A 15,959-nucleotide genomic window follows, 5' to 3' on the forward strand; every position below is an offset into this window, starting at 1 on the left:
CCCGTCGGCGCTGCCCGTCGGCGTCGCTGTCGCCGTCGTCGCTGACGGCTCGCCGACCGGTCACCGACCGGCCGGCTCCTCATGCAGCACCTTGCGGGCGACGAGGTTGCCGAGCAGCTGCGCGACCTGCACGAGCACGATGATCAGCACGATCACGGTCACCATGACGAACGTGTCGAACCGCTGGTAGCCGTAGGTGATGGCGAGGTTGCCGAGTCCGCCTCCGCCGACGAGTCCGGCCACGGCGGTCGCGTCGACCAGGGCGACGAAGATGTAGGTGAGGCCGAGCACGAGGGGTCCGAGGGCCTCGGGTACGACGATCGTCGCGAGCACCCGCACGGGCGACGCCCCCATCGCGGCGCCCGCCTCGACCGAGCCTCGGTCGACGGCCACCAGGTTCGTCTCGGCGATGCGCGCGATCGAGAACGTCGCGACGATCGTCAACGCGAAGATCGCGGCCTCCGTGCCGATGCTCGTGCCGATCACGACACGGGTCAGTGGCGAGATCGCGACGATCAGGATGATGAACGGGATGGGCCTGATCACGTTGATCACCGCGTTCAGCGACGTGAAGACCACCGCGTTCTGCAGCAGGTTGCCGCGCCGGGTCGAGTAGAGCACCAGCCCGAGCACGAGACCGAGCACAGTCGCCAGGACGAACGACACGGTCACCATCTGCAGGGTCTGCAGCAGCGCCGTCACGATCTTCGGCCAGAGGACGGCGGGGTCGATGTCACGCACCGGTGGTCACCTCCGTCACGGTCGTCGTCCGTCGGAGGTCGACGACCGCCCGGTCGATCGCCGCGTCGTCGCCGAGCAGCTCGACGGTGAGATCGCCGAACAGCCTCGACTGCAGCTCGCTGATGCCGCCGTAGACGACGTTGAAGTCGATGCCGTGCGTGCGGGCGACGCGGGAGAGGAACGGGTCGTTCGATTCGCGGTCCTCGACGTGGAGGCGCACGATGCGTCCCGTGTGCACCTCACGGATCCGCGCGAGGGCTCCGGGAGTCGCCTCGTGGTGCAGCACCGACGAGACGAACCGCCTCGACGTGGGGTGCTGCGGGTCGGCGAAGAGGTCGTAGACCGATCCGCTCTCGACGACCCGGCCGCCCTGCATCACGGCGACGCTGTCGGCGAGCTCGCGGATGACGTCCATCTCGTGGGTGACCAGCAGCACCGTCAGGCCGTACTCGTCGTTGACCCGGCGCAGAAGGTCGAGCACCTCGCCGGTCGTCTGCGGATCGAGCGCGCTGGTGGCCTCGTCGGAGATCAGCACGTCGGGCCGGTTGGCGAGGGCGCGGGCGATCCCGACCCGTTGCTTCTGCCCGCCCGACAGTCTGGCCGGGTACTCGAGCGCCTTGTCGGCGAGTCCGACGAAGTCGAGCAGCTCGTCGACCCGGTCGACGGTGTCGTCTCGGGACAGCCCCGACAGCCGCAGGGGATAGGCGATGTTGCCGTAGACGGTGCGCGACGACAGCAGGTTGAACTGCTGGAACACCATGCCGATCCGGCGGCGGGCCGCGTACAGCTCCCTGCCCTTCAGCGACGACACCTCCCGCCCGTCGACCACGACCCGACCGCTCGTCGGCCGCTCGAGCGCGTTCACCGTGCGCAGCAGCGTCGACTTGCCGGCCCCCGAGTAGCCGACGATGCCGAAGACCTCGCCGCGCCGCACCTCCAGGTTCACGTCGCTGAGCGCCTCGAAGCGCCGGCCCTGCACGGTGTACGACTTCGAGACCTCCTCGAAGGTCACGACCGGGGCGGCGGTCACGAGTCCAGCTCGCGCGCGGCGGTCTCGAGCTCGGCGAGCGTGCTGCGGAGATCGGCGGCCGACACATCGACGAGCTGCGTGGCGCCGAACGACTCCTCCTCGAGCGCGTCCGCCACTCGCGGGTCGGCGTAGGCGTCGGCGAGGAGGGTCCACGCCTCGTCGTCCGCGTCGTCGGCGCGCGTGACGACGGCGTTGACGTAGGGCCGCGACTCGGCGCTCAGCGAGTCGTCGAGGTAGAGGGCGTCGTCGGCGTCGACGTCCTGCGAGGGGTCGAAGTACGACGTGCCGACCACCACGGCGTCGAGGCTCGGGTCGTCGAACTGGGTGGGGATCGTCGTCGCGCCGATCGGCACGAACTCGAGCCCGAGGTCGTTGCCCGTCACGTCGTCGACGGTCGGGTAGACGCCCACGTCGGGGCCCAGCTCGATCAATCCCGCGGCCTGGAGGATGAACAGGGCGCGGCCGCCGTTCGAGGCGTCGTCGGGGATGGCGATCCGGGCCCCCTGTCCGATGTCCTCGATCGAGTCCAGGGTCGCCGAGAAGACGCCCCACTGCGTGATCGTGGTGGAGAACACCGGGGTCAGGTCGGTGTCGTTCGCGACGTTGTAGGCGCTGAGGAACGCCGTGTGCTGGAAGGCGTTCGCGTCCACCTCGCCGGCGACGAGCGCGGAGTTCGTCAGCGTCCAGTCGTCGAAGTTGACCCACGTGACGTCGAGCCCCTCCTCGGCCGCCACCGTCCTCACGGCGTCCTGGAGGTCGCTCTCGCCACTGCCCGCGATCCGCACGCTGAGCCGTTCGCCCGACCCGCCCGAACCCGCGGCCTGCGCGTCGGCGCCCCCGACGGCGGTGCCCGCCCAGAAGCCGCCGCCGACGAGCGCCGCCGCGACGGCCACCCCGACGCCGGCGAGCAGCCCGCGACGTCGCCGTCGCCGCGAGTCGTCGAGGGAGGCGCGGAGCCCGCTGGGTGCACGTCCTCCGCCTGCGGACTGCTGCGTATCGGACTCCTGCGCATCGGACTCCTGCGCATCGGACTGCTGCGGTGCGGACTGCTGCGGTGCGTCGTGATCGGACACGGTGACTCCTGACGTCGAGGGGTGGGTGATGGCTGTGAACCCTGCCAGAGCCCCGCGCCGCGCCGTGCGACATGTGTCGCCGTCTTTCGCCGTGTGTCACGACGTGTCGTCATGTGACGGGGCACTGTCGCGACCGGTCCCGCCCGTGACACAAAGGACGGCATGAGCGAACAGAACCGCGACCTCGACGAGCGCCTCGAGTCGGCCTTCGGCCCCGTGATCGAGGCGATCGCAGACGGCGCCGTGGCGCGCGAACGCGACCGCCGCCTCCCTCGTGACGAGGTCGCCGCCCTGAAGGAGGCGGGCTTCGGGGCCCTGCGCGTGCCGACCGGCTTCGGCGGCTGGGGGATCTCCCTCGAACAGGAGTTCCGCCTCCTCATCCGCCTCGGCGCCGCCGATTCCAACCTGCCCCAGCTGCTGCGCGGTCACGTCGCGTTCGTCGAGACGCAGCGGGCGCAGCCCGAGGGGGCGCTCCGCACCGAATGGCTCAGGAGGCTCGGTGCCGGTCGCACCCTCGTGGGCAACGCCCAGGCGGAACGCGGCGACGCGACCGTCACCGAGACGCGCCTCGACGAGAGAGACGGTCGCCTGCTGCTGTCGGGGCGGAAGTTCTACAGCACGGGCACGATCTACGCCGACTGGATCTGGGTCGGGGCGAGGCGGGGCGACGAGGCCGTGGCTCTGGCGGTGCCGGCCGATGCGCCGGGGGTCACCCGCGTCGACGACTGGAACGGGTTCGGTCAGCGCCTCACGGGCAGCGGCACGACCGTGTTCGACGACGTCGAGGTCGACCCTCGACAGGTGCTGCCCTGGAGCGAGAACGCCGAGCGCCGACCGCTGGCCTACACGCAGGCGCTGTACCAGCTGGTGCTGCTCGCGGCGCAGGCCGGCACGGCGCGGGCCGTGCTGCGCGACGCGGTCGGGTTCGTCCGACCGCGCGCCCGCACCTTCGGAGTGGCGGGCGTGTCGCTGCCCCGGGAGGATCCGTCTGTCCAGAGCGTCGTCGGTCGTCTCTCGGCGATCGCGTCGTCGGTCGAGGCGATCACGCTGTCCGCCGTGCGGGGTCTCGACGCGCTCGACGGCGACGACGGGGCCGGCGAAGACGAGTACCAGCGGGCGCTGGCCACCGTCTTCGAGGCGCAGCAGGTCGTGCTGCCCCTGGTGCTGGAGGCGGCGACCTCGCTCTTCGAGGTGGGAGGCGCGTCGGCCGTCGACGCGGACCGGTCGCTCGACCGGCACTGGCGCAACGCGCGCACGATCGCCTCGCACAACCCCGCGATCCACCGCGAGCGGGCCCTGGGCGACCACCGGCTGAACGGCACGCCGTTCCGCACCGGCCCGCACGCCGCCGCCGCTGCCGCAGGCACTGCCGCTGCCCGCGTAGGCTCCGCTGCCGCTGCCGCTGCCGGCAAGTGAGCCGATATCAGCGACCGCCGCGACCTCCCGCCGAGCCGGCGCCGTCGAAGAGGAGCGTGACCGTGGCGCCGAGCGCGGTCGCGTCGGGCTCGCGGCGGGTCAGCACGTTGAGCAGCACGACGCCGACCAGCGCCTCGACCAGCGCGTCGAGGGGGGCCTCGGCGTCGACCTGACCGTCGCGCCGACCGGACTCGAGCCGGGCGACGAGCTCGGCCCGGGCGACGGAGGTGACGTGGTCGTCGTAGTGCCGGGCCACGTCGGCGTCCTCGGCCGTCGCCGCGATCGTCGCACGGATGAGACCCCCCGTCGTCGGCTCGGTCAGCGACGCGGAGGTCTCGATCAGCCAGTGCGTGACGTCGCGGCGCACATCACCGCTGCTGGGCACGGCGACCCGGGGGAGGAGGTGCCCCGAGAGCATCCCCTCGGCGACCAGCGCCCCCTTGTTCGGGTACCAGCGGTAGATGGTCGCCTTGCCGACCCCGGCGGCCGCCGCGATCCGGTCGAGCGACAGCTTGTCGTAGCCGCGCTCGGCGAGCTCGCTCGTCGTCGCCTCGAGGATGGCCAGGCGCGCCGCCTCGCTGCGGACCCGGCCGGGGCGTGCTGTCGTCATACGGTCATCCTCGTGCACGGCGCGGGCCGGTGATCGCCGACCCGCGCCTCCTGGGCTTCGCCGACCCGCGCCTCCTGAGATGCGCCGCCTGCAGAGGCGCGCCGCCTACTGGACCGACCAGCCGCCGTCCGAGGCGAGCACCGCGCCGTTGATGTTGACCGCGTCGTCGCTCAGCAGGAACGTGATCGACGCGGCGAGCTCCTCGGCCGTGGCGACGGTCGGGATGGCCGCCTGGAAGGGCCGCAGTCGCGCCGACCCCGCCTCCGACACGTTCGCGGGGAACGGGATGCCGGTGGCGACGCCGCCGGGGGCGACAGCGTTGACCCGCAGGCCCTGCTTCGCGTACATGAACGCGGCCGACTTCGTCAGCCCGACGACGCCGTGCTTCGACACCGTGTAGGCGTTGCCCGACGCGTTGCCGCGCAGACCCGCCTCGGAGGCGACGTTCACGATCGAGCCCCGGCCCGCCGCGAGCATGACCGGGATGACGGCGCGCGAGAGCTTGAACCCACCGGTCAGGTTGATGCCGATGACGCGCTCCCACATCGCGTCGCTCGTCTCGTGCAGCGGCGAGAAGTCGTCGTTGATGCCGGCGATGTTCGCCAGCGCGTCGATGCGGCCGCCCGCGACCTCGACGATGCGGTCGATGTCGGCCTGGCTGGTGATGTCGCCGACCACGGTCTCGACGGTGCTGTCGGGCAGGGAGGCGACCAGCGCCTCCAGCCCCGGTGCGGTGATGTCGACGGCGACCACGCGCCCGCCCTCTCGGGCGACACGCGACGCGGTGGCCTTGCCGATGCCGCCCGCGGCCCCGGTCACGACGACCGTCCGCCCTGCGAAGCGACCGGCGGTGATGGTCTCGCGCCACGGGCCGTCGGCGTCGTCGGTCTCATCGGGCCGGACCCCGCCGTTGACCTGCAGCACGAGGCCGTCGACGAGCTCCTGGGGCAGTCGGCCCTGGCTGAGCGACACGAGCTGCTGCAGGGGTAGGCCGAGCACCGGGGTGAGGGTGCTCTCGTCGAACTCCCCGCCCTGGGCGAGCGCGCCCCGCAGGGCCGGCCCGCCTTCGGAGTGCTCGAGCCAGCGGCCGATCGTGCTCGAACCGGTCAGGGGGGCGGTGTTCTCGGGCATGCGGGTCTCTTCTCCATGGGTCGGGCGGCTTATTTCGAGACAGTTTGTCTCGTTTTGCTGGGAGCGGGCCGGATGTCGTCGCCGCACGACCTGGGGGGAGGGTAAAGCGACAGGTGTAGCGTGAAACGAGGTGCGCGACGTCGCGTGCCGAGGGCTCGGCGAAGCGTCGGGTCCGCCGAGTCACCGAGAGAACCGGAGTCATCCCCATGGAGCGTTTCACCGACAAGGTCGTCCTCATCACCGGCGGGGGGTCCGGCCTCGGCCGCGCCGCCGCCGTCCGCGTCGCACAGGAAGGTGCGCGCGTCGCGCTCGTCGACATCTCCGAGAAGGGCCTCGCTGCCTCGCAGGAGGCCGTGCTCGACGCCGTCCCCGGTGCCGAGGTGCTGACCGCCGTCGCCGACGTGTCGAGCGCAGCCGACGTCGACGCCTACGTGACCGCCACGCTCGAGCGCTTCGGACGCATCGACGCGTTCTTCAACAACGCCGGCATCGAGGGTCGGCAGAACCTCACCGAGGACTTCGGGGCCGACGAGTTCGACAAGGTCGTGTCGATCAACCTCCGCGGCGTCTTCCTCGGGCTCGAGAAGGTGCTCGGCGTCATGCGCGCCCAGGGCGACGGCGGCGCGGTCGTCAACACGGCGAGCGTCGGCGGCATCCGCGGCGTCGGCAACCAGTCGGGTTACGCCGCCGCGAAGCACGGCGTCGTCGGGCTGACCCGCAACTCGGCCGTCGAGTACGGCCAGTTCGGCATCCGCGTCAACGCCATCGCGCCGGGAGCGATCTGGACCCCCATGGTCGAGGCCTCCATGCGCCAGCTCGACGCCGACGACCCCAAGGGCGCCGCCGAGCAGTTCATCCAGATCAACCCGACCAAGCGCTACGGCGAGGCCGCCGAGATCGCCTCGGTCGTCGCGTTCCTGCTGTCGGACGACGCGACGTACGTCAACGCGGCGGTCGTGCCGATCGACGGCGGGCAGTCGGCCAAGTACTAGCGTTCGGCTCAGACCCCAGCAATTCGCTTTGACCCCAGTGCGCGCACGGGGGTCAAAGCGAATTGCTGGGGTCTCGTCGCGCTACGCGTCGCGCGGCACCCGCACGCGCAGCGCCCCGGCGTCCATCGTCGTGCGGAACCCGATCGCCTTGCCGAAGCCGTCGCCGTCGAGCTCGATCTCCTGGGGCTCCGACAGGCGGGCCGTCAGCTGCTTCGCCTTGACGTAGTTCATCGCCGCGATCTCGCGCGAGCCGACGATGCGCTTGAGCGGAGTGCGCTGCACGAGGCCGTTCTCGATCAGCACCTTCCCGATGATCTGCAGCCAGTGGCCGAGACCCTCGGGGCGCAGCAGCATGATGTCGAACTGGCCGTCGTCGAGCGCCGCGTCGGGCAGCAGCAGGATGTTGCCGGTGAGGGTGCCGCAGTTGCCGACGATCACCGTGTTCACGTGCGATCGCTTCGTGGGCCCGTCGTCGAACCGGTACCGCAGCTTGAGGGTGTTCTCGTCGCGCAGGGCGACGACGATCGCCTTGACGTAGGCGAGCCAGCCGATCTTCGCCTTGAGGTCCTCGTCGGTGGCGGCGAGCATCTTCGCGTCGATGCCGACCCCCGCCATCACCAGGAACGCGTGCTTCGAGATGGAGCCGTCGGCGGCGCGGATCTCGATGCGTCCGAGGTCGATGGCGCGGTCCTGACCGGTGAACGCGGTGTGGATCGAGTGGTCGACGTCGTCGAGCGTCAGGTTCATGTTGCGCGCGAGGAGGTTGCCGGTGCCCGACGGCAGCAGGGCGAAGGCGACGTCGTGATCGGCGAGCGTCTCGGCGACGATGCGCACCGTCCCGTCACCGCCGGCTGCGATGACCAGGTCGACCCCCGCCTCCAGCGCCTCCAGCGTGGCGCCGCGCCCCGGGTCCTCCTTCGACGTGTCGAACCAGAGCGTGTCATCCCATCCCGCGGCCTTCTGCTCGCGATCGACGACCGCCTTGACGGCGTCGAGATCGATCTTGATGGGGTTGTAGACGACGGCTGCGCGCATGGACGACCTTCTGAGTGCGGGGTGGTCCTCCATGAAACCGCAGAACGCACGCCGAAGGTCGCCGAGCCGAGGAGGCGCGGTGCCCGTCGCGTCCGGAGCCCCGGCGGGTCACGGGGTCGCCATCCGACCCCCAGCCCCCCGGCGCATCGGCGCCAGGCCCTGGACCGCGACACCGTCGCGTGGTCCCGCGGCGCGGTCAGACCGAGGCGGGGCCACTCGGTCCGTCGACGAGATTCGCCGTCACGGTCACGAGCGTCTCGGCGCGCTCGCCGTCGACGCCCGCGCCTTCGCCCGCGTCGTCCGCGCCCTGCTCGACCCGTGCCTTCAGGGCCTCGGCTGCACGCGCGAGGATCTCCGGCGTCGAGCCGTCGAGGTCGGTCGCGACCTTCGCCGTGACGGCGACGATCCCGGGGGAGCGGTGCACGTGCACGAGCCCCGTCGACTCGGCCCAGTCGAGCTCGGCCGCGACGGCGCGCACGGTCGACTCGACGGCGGGATGCGCGTCGAACACGTCGATCACGCCCTCGATCCGCCGCAGCAGGTCGGTCAGGTTCTGCGAGAGTCGGTCGTCGGTGCTCATCGGTCGTCCGCTCGGGGGAGGAGGACGTCGTCGATCACGATGTCGACGGCGGCGATCGTCAGATGGGTGTGTCGGGTCAGCGTCTCGACGATGCGGGCGCGCAGCTCGTCGGCGACGAGTCTCATGTCGCGGCCGTAGCGGACGGCGGCCGTGACCTCGACCGTGATGGGCTCGCCCGGCTGGGTGACGTCGCCCGAGAAGGTCGTGGCGCCGAGCACGACGCCGCTGTCCGCGTCGCCCGTCCGCCGCACGAGACCGCGGGCGGCGGCCTCGGTGATGCGCAGGTCGATGCCGGGGTCGGGGTGCCTGACCGGGATCTCGCGGCCGCCGACGACCTCGCGCCTGATCGACTCGAGCAGGCTGCTGATCCACAGTCCGTCGCGGTCGGGCTCGCGGGTGGCCTCGCTCTCGAGGGAGGCGCGCGAGAGCTCGTGCACCTGGGCCAGCGAGATCAGATAGAGACGGCACGCGGCGGACCCCTCGATGCCGGCGTCGCGGGGGGACCTGCCGCTGTCGAGGTAGTCGCTCAGACGCTCGACCGAGTACCCGTCGACGGTCTCGTCGGGGAGCGCCTCGTCGGGCAGCACGCCGTCGGGAGGCGTCGCGCCGGACACGGCACCGGGCAGGGCGTCGTCGGGTGTCGTCATCGCCATGCCTCCATCTCCGTCATCAGGAAGGTGCGTGCTCGGGCTATCCGCCCGCGGACGGTCGAGACCGACATGCCCAGGGCCTCGGCGATCTCGGCGTACGAGTACTCGGCGGTCTCGCGCAGCAGCCAACAGCGTCGCTGGTCGAGGGGGAGCTTGTCGAGCGCCGTCCACATGGCGTCCATCTGGAGGCGGGCCTCGACGACCCGGTCGGGCGACTGCGACCGGGGGGCCGCGGGGTCGCGCTGATCGATGTCGTCGTGGTCGCGCCGGGCGCGCAGGCGGTCGATGCTCTTGTTGCTGACGATGCGCATCATCCAGTTGCGGACCTGCGCGGGGTTCTCCAGATCTCCGAGTCGTCGCCATGCGGTGAGGAACGCGTCCTGCACGACGTCGTCGGATTCGAGATCGGAGCCGAGGAGGCGCGAGGCGTACACGCGCATCAGGGGACCGTGCCGACGGGCCAGGACCTCGTAGGCGTGGACGTCGCCGTCGCGGGCTCGAGCGGCGAGGAGTGCGTCGCCGGCGTCGAGGAGGGGATCGTCGGTGGTGATGACGACCTCCTCATGGCGTGCGGTGCGCGGGTCGATCACCCGCGCCCTTCGTGGATACCACCTCGTCGCGGGCGGTGCGGCCGCGCTGGCCGGTAACGGTGGAGGCCCCCCGACCGGGGCTGCCGTCCGGCCGGAAAACGAGTGGCCCGTCGATCGTTCCTGATAGGAACCTGAACGACCGTGACCTCCGAGATGCTCGATGCGTCTGAATGATGTGTCCCGCTTCACGGGCATCGCGGACCTCCCCGGGTCGGCGACCACGACATCCAGCGACAACGACATCAAGGAGCAATCCCATGAGCAACGTCACCCCCACCACGACCGGCTCCGCCGCCGCGAAGACCTCGGGCTCGTCGGCCACCGGCAAGAACACGATCGCCGACGGCGTCGTCTCGAAGGTCGCCGGCATCGCCGCCCGCGAGGTCCGTGGAGTCCACGACCTCGGCAACGGAGCGGCCCGTGCCATCGGCGCCATCCGCAACGCCATCAACCAGCAGGACCGCAGCCAGGGCGTCTCCGTCGAGGTCGGCGAGAAGCAGGTCGCCGCCGACATCGTCATCGTCGCCGAGTACCCCGTCGAGCTGCAGCGCGTCGCCGACGACGTCCGCAAGTCGGTCGCCGAGGCCATCTCGCAGGTCGTCGGCATGGAGGTCGCCGAGATCAACGTCACCGTCTCCGACGTCTACATCCCCTCGGACGACAACGACGACGACACCGACGACAGCCGCGTCAAGTGACCGCCACGACAACCGGCATCCTCGTCGGCGCGGTCCTCGCGCTGACGGCGGTGGCCTTCGGATTCTGGGCCTTCGTCTTCGTGGCCATCGCCATGGCGATCGGCTTCGGCGTCGGTCGTGTCGTCGAGGGCAAGCTCGACGTCCGCGGTCTCGCGGACGCCCTCCGCGGGCGGCGGTCGTCGTGACCGCGGCGGTGACGGCCGACCAGACCCTCCACGGCCGGAACAAGATCACGTCGCGTGCCGTCCGCCGGGTCGTGTCGGCCGTCACCGCGGAGGCCCTCGAGGTCACCGCGTCCGATGTGTCGGTCGAACTGGCCGACCGCGACGGCGCGCTCAGCGTGATCGCCAAGACCCCCATCCGGATCACTCCGCTGGGGATCCCCGCCCGCTCGTCGGGCACCCTGCTCGAACGCCTCACCTCGGCGCAGGGCACCATCCGCGACCGGGTCCTGCAGTTGACCGGGTCGTCCATCGATCGCGTCGATCTCCAGATCACCGGCGCCGAACTCCGTGAAAGGAAGCGGGTCTCATGAGCAGCAGCTCGCTCTACCGCCGCGTCGTGCGTCGTGAGACGCACTCGTCGCGTGCGGTCATCGCGATCACCCTCGCGGTGATCCTGATCGTCGTCCTCGCCTGGATCGGCACGGAGTCCGTGCTCGCCGCGATCGGGCAGCAGCCGCTGCTCGTCGCTCCGGCCGACGCCGCCAGCGCCGTGCTCGGCGCCGCCGGGGCCGCCGTGGGCGTGCTCACGGCCATCGGCGCCGTCGTCGCCGTGATCGGCATCGTCCTCATCGTCGTCGCACTCGCCCCCGGGCGCCGCGGTCGTCGAGGCGGTCAGGTCGGTCGCACCGCGGCGATCGTCGACGACCGGGTCATCGCCCGCTCGCTGGCCCGCACCGCGAGCTACGCCGGCGACGTCGACCCCTCGCAGGTCAGCGTCAGCGTCGGCAAGCGGAAGGCCCTGATCGAGGTGACCCGCACCTCCGGTCGCAACACCGACGTGCGCAGCATCGACGAGGCCGTCCGCGACGAGCTCGACGCGTACGACTTCAGCCCCGCGCTCACGCACACCGTGCGTCTGTCCAAGAAAGGAACGGTCGGAGCATGAACAACACCAATCGCGCCCTCAACCGTCTCCTCGTCTTCGTGATCGGCCTCGTGCTGCTCGCCGGCGGTGCGGCCGTGGCGGTCGGGGCCCTCTGGCCCGACGTCCGCGACACCGTCTCCGGCGCCGCCTCCGACGCGTCCGGTCCGGTCTCCGACGCCCTGTCGGGTGACCAGGTCTGGATCCTCTGGGTCGTCGCCGCCGCCTCCCTGGTGCTGATCCTCCTGCTCGTCTGGTTCGCGCTCCGTCAGGGGCACGGTCAGACCGGCGAGCTGCTGACCGTCCACGAGGGGTCGGGCCGTGACGAGCCGACCGGTGGACGCCTCGTCATCGACGCGAAGGTCGCCGAGCAGGTCCTCGAGGAGGCGCTGGCCGACACCGCGGGGATCGTCTCGATCGACGTCACCGCCTTCCGCGTCAAGGGCGAGAACGTCCTCCGCGTCACGGCGGACGCTCGCAAGGGCGCCTCGCCCGTGGAGATCCGTCGCAGCATCGACCAGGCGGTCGCCCGCTGGGACGAGCTGCTCGGCACCGAGACGCCCGTGGTCATCCAGATCAACGGCGGTCTCCGCACGCAGATGGCCTCGGCCACGCGCCTCGACTGAGAAGCGCTCCGCAGCAGCATCCGCACCACCCCGGTGATGGCCCTCGACCTCCGACGAGGACGAGGGCCATCGCCGTCCCCCGACCCGCACGACCCCGCCGCCTGCATCGAGCAGCGTGCCTCCCGCATCACGAAGAAAGGACGGCCTCATGTCCGAGTCCACCCACCACGTCACCCCCATCGACCTCGACTCGGCCGGTCAGTCCGCTCCCGAGACGCCCGAGCAGCGACTCGAGCGCACCATCGCGGTCACCGTGCTCGGCGTGACCGGCGTGCATCGTCTCGGCACCGGAGCGGCTCGCGTCGTCGGCGCCGTCCGCAACGCCGTCGGCTCGGCGGACTCGGCCGGGGTGAAGGTCACCACGACCGACACGGGTCTGGCCGTCGACGTGTCCGTCGTCGCCGAGTACCCGACCAACGTGTCCGAGCTGGCGGACACCATCCGCACCCAGGTCCGTCACGCGGTCGGTCAGCTCGACGGCGAGCCGGTGACGATCGACGTGACCGTGACCGATGTGCACGGCCCGTTCGACGAGGCCGACGCCGCCAAGGCCGCGGCCGACGCCGAGAAGAAGGAGCAGCGCGAGCGGGCGATCGCCGAGAAGAAGGCCCAGGCGAAGGAGGCGCTCGACACCGCCGGTGCGAAGGCCTCCGAGACCGCCGACAAGGCCAAGGCGGGTGCGTCCGACGCGCTCGAGAACGGTAAGAAGGGCGCGTCCGACGCGCTCGAGACCACGAAGACGGTCGCCGCCGACGTCGTCGACACGGCCAAGAGCAAGACGGCCGACGCCCTCGACGGCATCGCCGACGCCGTGGACGACGAGAAGGGCCGCCGCGACGCCGACCGCCGTGACGCCGCCGACGACGCTGATGCGGCTGCCGACGCGGCCGAGAGCGACGCCCGCCGCGCCCGCGAAGCGGCCGACGACGCAGAGCGTTCTGGCGACGCGAACGAGACCTCGGATGACGCGAGCGAGACCTCGTCCGACGCGAGCGGGACCCCGACGGCCGCCCCCTCCGCCGCGCAGGCCGCAGCGGACGCGGCGCAGGCTGCCGCCGACGCCGCGCAGGCTGCTGCGGACGTCGCCGCCGACGTGGCCGCCGCGGAGGCGGCCCGCGACGAGAACGGCCAGGCCCGCTGATGCGCGGCGCCCGGTCGGGCTCGACCCGACGCCCCCGCCCGCGGGCGGTCTGGGCGGCGCTGATCACCTCGGCGATCGTCTGCTTCCTGATCGTCGTCGGGGTGCTCGTGCCCGTGCTGACGCTGATCGGCGCGGCGGACGGCGGCACGGCCGGCGCCCTCGACGTGCCCGTCGGCCAGATCGTCGCGGCGATCGCGATCGGCTACATCCTCGCCCTCGTGCTGCTGGCGCTGATCATCAAGGTCCGCAACGGCGCGCTCGCCTGGATCCTCGGTGTCGCGGCCGTCATCTCGACGCTGCTGGTGTCGCTGTGGCCGCTGGTCGCCGTGGCGATCGCCGGCGTCGACCAGGTGCAGGACGTCGTCCCGTTCATCCAGGACCTCATCCGGCAGTACTTCCCCGGGGCCTGATCCGCACCAGGAATGACCACAGCGGCTCCGCGGTTGCACGACGCATGACGTCTCCTGCCACCATCGGAATACTCGGCGCCGGCAAGGTCGGCACGGTGCTCGCCCGCCTCCTGCACGCCGCGGGGCACCCGGTGCTCCTCTCCGGGTCGGGCGACCCCGCGCGCATCCGTCTGATCGTCGACGTGATCGCCCCGGGTGCCCGGGCCGTCTGGTCGGAGGAGGCGGCGCGCGAGGCCGACATCGTCGTGCTCGCGCTCCCGCTCGGCAAGCTCGACTCCGTGCCGGTCGACGCCCTCGCCGGCAAGATCGTCGTCGATGCGATGAACTACTGGTGGGAGACCGACGGCATCCGCGACGACCTGGCCGACGTGCGCCAGTCGACCAGCGAGCTCGTGCAGCGGCACCTGCCCGACTCGATCATCGTCAAGGGCTTCAATCACATGGGCTATCACGACCTCGATGAGGGCGCGCTGCCCGCAGGCGACCCCGAGCGCAAGGCGATCGCGCTGGCCGCCGACGACGAGGCGGCCCTGGCTCGCGTCGCCGAGATCGTCGATGCGATCGGCTTCGACCCGGTCGCGCTGCCGAGCCTCGCCGACGGCATCTCGCTCGAGCCCGGCTCGCTTGCCTTCGGCGCGAACGTCGGCGCCGCCGAACTCGTCGAGACCGCCCGCTCGTTCTGGTCGTCGCAGCGCGGTCTCGCCGTCGGTCGTGCGCGTTCGCGTGACGCGGCGGTCGAGCCCGCCTGACCCGCGCCTCCTTCTCCGAGGCGTCGACACCGCACCTCACTGACCATGGTCATCGAGGCAACCATGGCTGAGAGATTCTCTTAACCATGGTTAAGTCCATAACCATGGCTAAGATCGTCGCATGGAGTCAGTCGCGTCCTCTGCCGCATCGGCGGCATGGCCAGGCGTCCGGTTCGAGTCGTACGCGTGGGACGACGACGAGCATGCACCGGCCTCGCGCCGTGCCAGACTCCGGGCGCGGGGTCCGTATCTCGCAGCGGTGACGCCCGAGATCGCCGCCACCGCGCCTCCCGGGCTGTCCGCCGATCTCGTCGTCGATGCGGAGGACGCCGTCGCCGAGCTGTCCCGCTTCGACACCGAGGTCGGGGCCTTCACCGCTCCCTTCGCCGCCATCCTGCTGCGGAGCGAGAGCGCCTCGAGCTCCGAGATCGAGAATCTCACGGCTCTGCCCCGAGGCATCGCCCTGGCGGCCCTCGGTAAGAAGGCCGGCCCGAACGCACGGCTGGTCGTGGCGAACGTGCACGCGATGGAGGCGGCGCTCACCCTGGCGGACGACCTCGACGAGGCTGCGGTGATCGGCATGCACGCGGCGCTGCTGGCCGACGACCAGCCGCACCTCACGGGCTCGTGGCGTGATCAGCAGGTCTGGATCGGGGGCTCCGGTCGCAGCCCGCACACCGCCGACTTCGTCCCGCCGCACGCCGACCGGGTGCCCGCCGCCATGGACGACCTGATCCGCTTCGCACGACGGGTCGACATCCCGGCCCTCGCCCATGTCGCCCTGACGCACGCGCAGTTCGAGACCATCCATCCGTTCCCCGACGGCAATGGGCGGACGGGTCGGGCCATCGTGCACTCCATGCTCCGCCGACTGCGCATCACGAGGCAGGTCACCGTGCCCGTCTCGGCCGGGTTGCTCAGTGACACGTCCGGGTACTTTGCGGCGCTCGGGGCCTATCGCGAGGGCGAGGTCGAGCCCGTCGTCCGGGCCTTCGTCGACGCGACGCTCGCAGCGGTCGTCAACGGCAGGGCGCTCGTCACGGATCTGACCGAACTCCGCCTCGAGTGGGGTGATCTGACGAGCGCTCGCCAGGGCTCGGCAGGGCACCGGATGCTCGATCTGCTGCAGCGCCAGCCCGTGGTCGACGTGTCGCTCGTGGCCCGTGAGCTCGGTGTCGCGACCAACAACGCGCGGGCCGGCATCGACCGGCTCGCCGCCGACGGGATCATCCGGCCGATCGGCGAGGCGCGGCGAGACCGGGTGTTCGAGGCGCCGGACGTGCTCGTCGCCCTCGATGCGTTCGCGCAGCGGGCCAAGCGCAGACACCCGTGACCCCTGAGCGCCCGACGCGCGGATTCTGCGTTTCTCTTCGTTGATCTTGTTTTCTGTGGGTTCATCGA

General features: G+C 71.4%; 20 protein-coding genes. 11 read left to right on the forward strand and 9 right to left on the reverse strand.

Features of this window, described 5'->3' with window-relative positions:
• Window positions 1-60 precede the first annotated feature (60 nt).
• Genes SOM13_RS11065 through SOM13_RS11075 form a run of 3 tightly spaced genes read right to left on the reverse strand, consistent with a single transcriptional unit; the run spans window position 61 to window position 2,844 of the window.
• On the reverse strand, window positions 61-741 hold the full coding sequence (locus tag SOM13_RS11065; RefSeq protein ID WP_243215034.1) for a methionine ABC transporter permease: 681 nt from the start codon (window positions 739-741) through the stop codon (window positions 61-63).
• Window positions 734-1,771: a methionine ABC transporter ATP-binding protein gene (locus SOM13_RS11070; protein ID WP_243215033.1), complete on the reverse strand. Its 1,038-nt coding sequence runs from the start codon at window positions 1,769-1,771 to the stop codon at window positions 734-736. Before SOM13_RS11070 ends, SOM13_RS11065 begins: the two co-directional genes overlap by 8 nt.
• Window positions 1,768-2,844, reverse strand: coding sequence for a MetQ/NlpA family ABC transporter substrate-binding protein (locus SOM13_RS11075; protein ID WP_320479752.1), 1,077 nt, complete (start codon window positions 2,842-2,844; stop codon window positions 1,768-1,770). The genes SOM13_RS11070 and SOM13_RS11075 overlap by 4 nt, the downstream gene beginning before the upstream one ends.
• Before the next feature lie 162 nt (window positions 2,845-3,006).
• On the opposite strand from SOM13_RS11075, the gene SOM13_RS11080 reads away from it, so the two are divergent.
• A complete protein-coding gene (locus SOM13_RS11080; protein WP_320479753.1) occupies window positions 3,007-4,260 on the forward strand; it encodes an acyl-CoA dehydrogenase family protein in 1,254 nt (417 codons plus the stop codon).
• A 7-nt stretch (window positions 4,261-4,267) separates the two neighbouring features.
• On the opposite strand, the gene SOM13_RS11085 is transcribed toward SOM13_RS11080, so the two are convergent.
• Window positions 4,268-4,870 (reverse strand): TetR/AcrR family transcriptional regulator, encoded by a 603-nt coding sequence (locus SOM13_RS11085; RefSeq protein ID WP_320479754.1) that lies wholly within the window; start codon window positions 4,868-4,870, stop codon window positions 4,268-4,270.
• A gap of 105 nt (window positions 4,871-4,975) precedes the next feature.
• Entirely contained in the window at window positions 4,976-6,001 is a 1,026-nt protein-coding gene (locus SOM13_RS11090; RefSeq protein WP_320479755.1) for an SDR family NAD(P)-dependent oxidoreductase, read from the reverse strand.
• A gap of 206 nt (window positions 6,002-6,207) precedes the next feature.
• Here SOM13_RS11090 and SOM13_RS11095 point away from each other — a divergent pair, with 206 nt between their 5' ends.
• Window positions 6,208-6,993 carry an SDR family oxidoreductase gene (locus SOM13_RS11095; protein ID WP_192060644.1) on the forward strand — a complete coding sequence of 262 codons (786 nt, stop codon included), beginning with the start codon at window positions 6,208-6,210 and terminating at the stop codon, window positions 6,991-6,993.
• Window positions 6,994-7,074: 81 nt separating this feature from the next.
• Here the strand turns inward: SOM13_RS11095 and SOM13_RS11100 are convergent, their stop codons facing one another.
• From SOM13_RS11100 to SOM13_RS11115, 4 genes are all read right to left on the reverse strand, one after another.
• Window positions 7,075-8,028, reverse strand: coding sequence for a diacylglycerol/lipid kinase family protein (locus SOM13_RS11100; protein ID WP_243216421.1), 954 nt, complete (start codon window positions 8,026-8,028; stop codon window positions 7,075-7,077).
• 196 nt (window positions 8,029-8,224) lie between these two features.
• Complete coding sequence (locus tag SOM13_RS11105) at window positions 8,225-8,608, reverse strand: hypothetical protein (protein ID WP_320479756.1); 384 nt, start codon at window positions 8,606-8,608, stop codon at window positions 8,225-8,227.
• Window positions 8,605-9,255 carry a hypothetical protein gene (locus SOM13_RS11110; RefSeq protein WP_320479757.1) on the reverse strand — a complete coding sequence of 217 codons (651 nt, stop codon included), beginning with the start codon at window positions 9,253-9,255 and terminating at the stop codon, window positions 8,605-8,607. The genes SOM13_RS11105 and SOM13_RS11110 overlap by 4 nt, the downstream gene beginning before the upstream one ends.
• Window positions 9,252-9,848 (reverse strand): RNA polymerase sigma factor, encoded by a 597-nt coding sequence (locus tag SOM13_RS11115; RefSeq protein ID WP_243216454.1) that lies wholly within the window; start codon window positions 9,846-9,848, stop codon window positions 9,252-9,254. The genes SOM13_RS11110 and SOM13_RS11115 overlap by 4 nt, the downstream gene beginning before the upstream one ends.
• A 257-nt stretch (window positions 9,849-10,105) precedes the next feature.
• Here SOM13_RS11115 and SOM13_RS11120 point away from each other — a divergent pair, with 257 nt between their 5' ends.
• The 9 genes from SOM13_RS11120 (at window position 10,106) to SOM13_RS11160 (ending at window position 15,891) form a co-directional block, all read left to right on the forward strand.
• Window positions 10,106-10,546 carry an Asp23/Gls24 family envelope stress response protein gene (locus SOM13_RS11120; RefSeq protein WP_192060640.1) on the forward strand — a complete coding sequence of 147 codons (441 nt, stop codon included), beginning with the start codon at window positions 10,106-10,108 and terminating at the stop codon, window positions 10,544-10,546.
• On the forward strand, window positions 10,543-10,731 hold the full coding sequence (locus tag SOM13_RS11125) for a DUF2273 domain-containing protein (RefSeq protein ID WP_192060639.1): 189 nt from the start codon (window positions 10,543-10,545) through the stop codon (window positions 10,729-10,731). Before SOM13_RS11120 ends, SOM13_RS11125 begins: the two co-directional genes overlap by 4 nt.
• Entirely contained in the window at window positions 10,728-11,081 is a 354-nt protein-coding gene (locus SOM13_RS11130; protein ID WP_192060638.1) for a hypothetical protein, read from the forward strand. Before SOM13_RS11125 ends, SOM13_RS11130 begins: the two co-directional genes overlap by 4 nt.
• Window positions 11,078-11,656, forward strand: coding sequence for a DUF6286 domain-containing protein (locus SOM13_RS11135; protein ID WP_320479758.1), 579 nt, complete (start codon window positions 11,078-11,080; stop codon window positions 11,654-11,656). Before SOM13_RS11130 ends, SOM13_RS11135 begins: the two co-directional genes overlap by 4 nt.
• Window positions 11,653-12,258: a hypothetical protein gene (locus tag SOM13_RS11140; protein ID WP_192060636.1), complete on the forward strand. Its 606-nt coding sequence runs from the start codon at window positions 11,653-11,655 to the stop codon at window positions 12,256-12,258. The genes SOM13_RS11135 and SOM13_RS11140 overlap by 4 nt, the downstream gene beginning before the upstream one ends.
• 148 nt (window positions 12,259-12,406) lie before the next feature.
• Window positions 12,407-13,399: an Asp23/Gls24 family envelope stress response protein gene (locus SOM13_RS11145; protein ID WP_320479759.1), complete on the forward strand. Its 993-nt coding sequence runs from the start codon at window positions 12,407-12,409 to the stop codon at window positions 13,397-13,399.
• Window positions 13,399-13,809: a hypothetical protein gene (locus SOM13_RS11150; protein WP_320477871.1), complete on the forward strand. Its 411-nt coding sequence runs from the start codon at window positions 13,399-13,401 to the stop codon at window positions 13,807-13,809. The genes SOM13_RS11145 and SOM13_RS11150 overlap by 1 nt, the downstream gene beginning before the upstream one ends.
• A gap of 44 nt (window positions 13,810-13,853) precedes the next feature.
• Window positions 13,854-14,558, forward strand: coding sequence for an NADPH-dependent F420 reductase (locus tag SOM13_RS11155; RefSeq protein WP_320477870.1), 705 nt, complete (start codon window positions 13,854-13,856; stop codon window positions 14,556-14,558).
• 121 nt (window positions 14,559-14,679) lie between these two features.
• Window positions 14,680-15,891 (forward strand): Fic family protein, encoded by a 1,212-nt coding sequence (locus SOM13_RS11160; protein WP_192060632.1) that lies wholly within the window; start codon window positions 14,680-14,682, stop codon window positions 15,889-15,891.
• The last annotated feature ends 68 nt before the right edge of the window (window positions 15,892-15,959 follow it).

Origin of the sequence: Frigoribacterium sp. CFBP9030, assembly GCF_034045195.1 — a bacterium.
Taxonomy (GTDB): Bacteria; Actinomycetota; Actinomycetes; order Actinomycetales; family Microbacteriaceae; genus Frigoribacterium.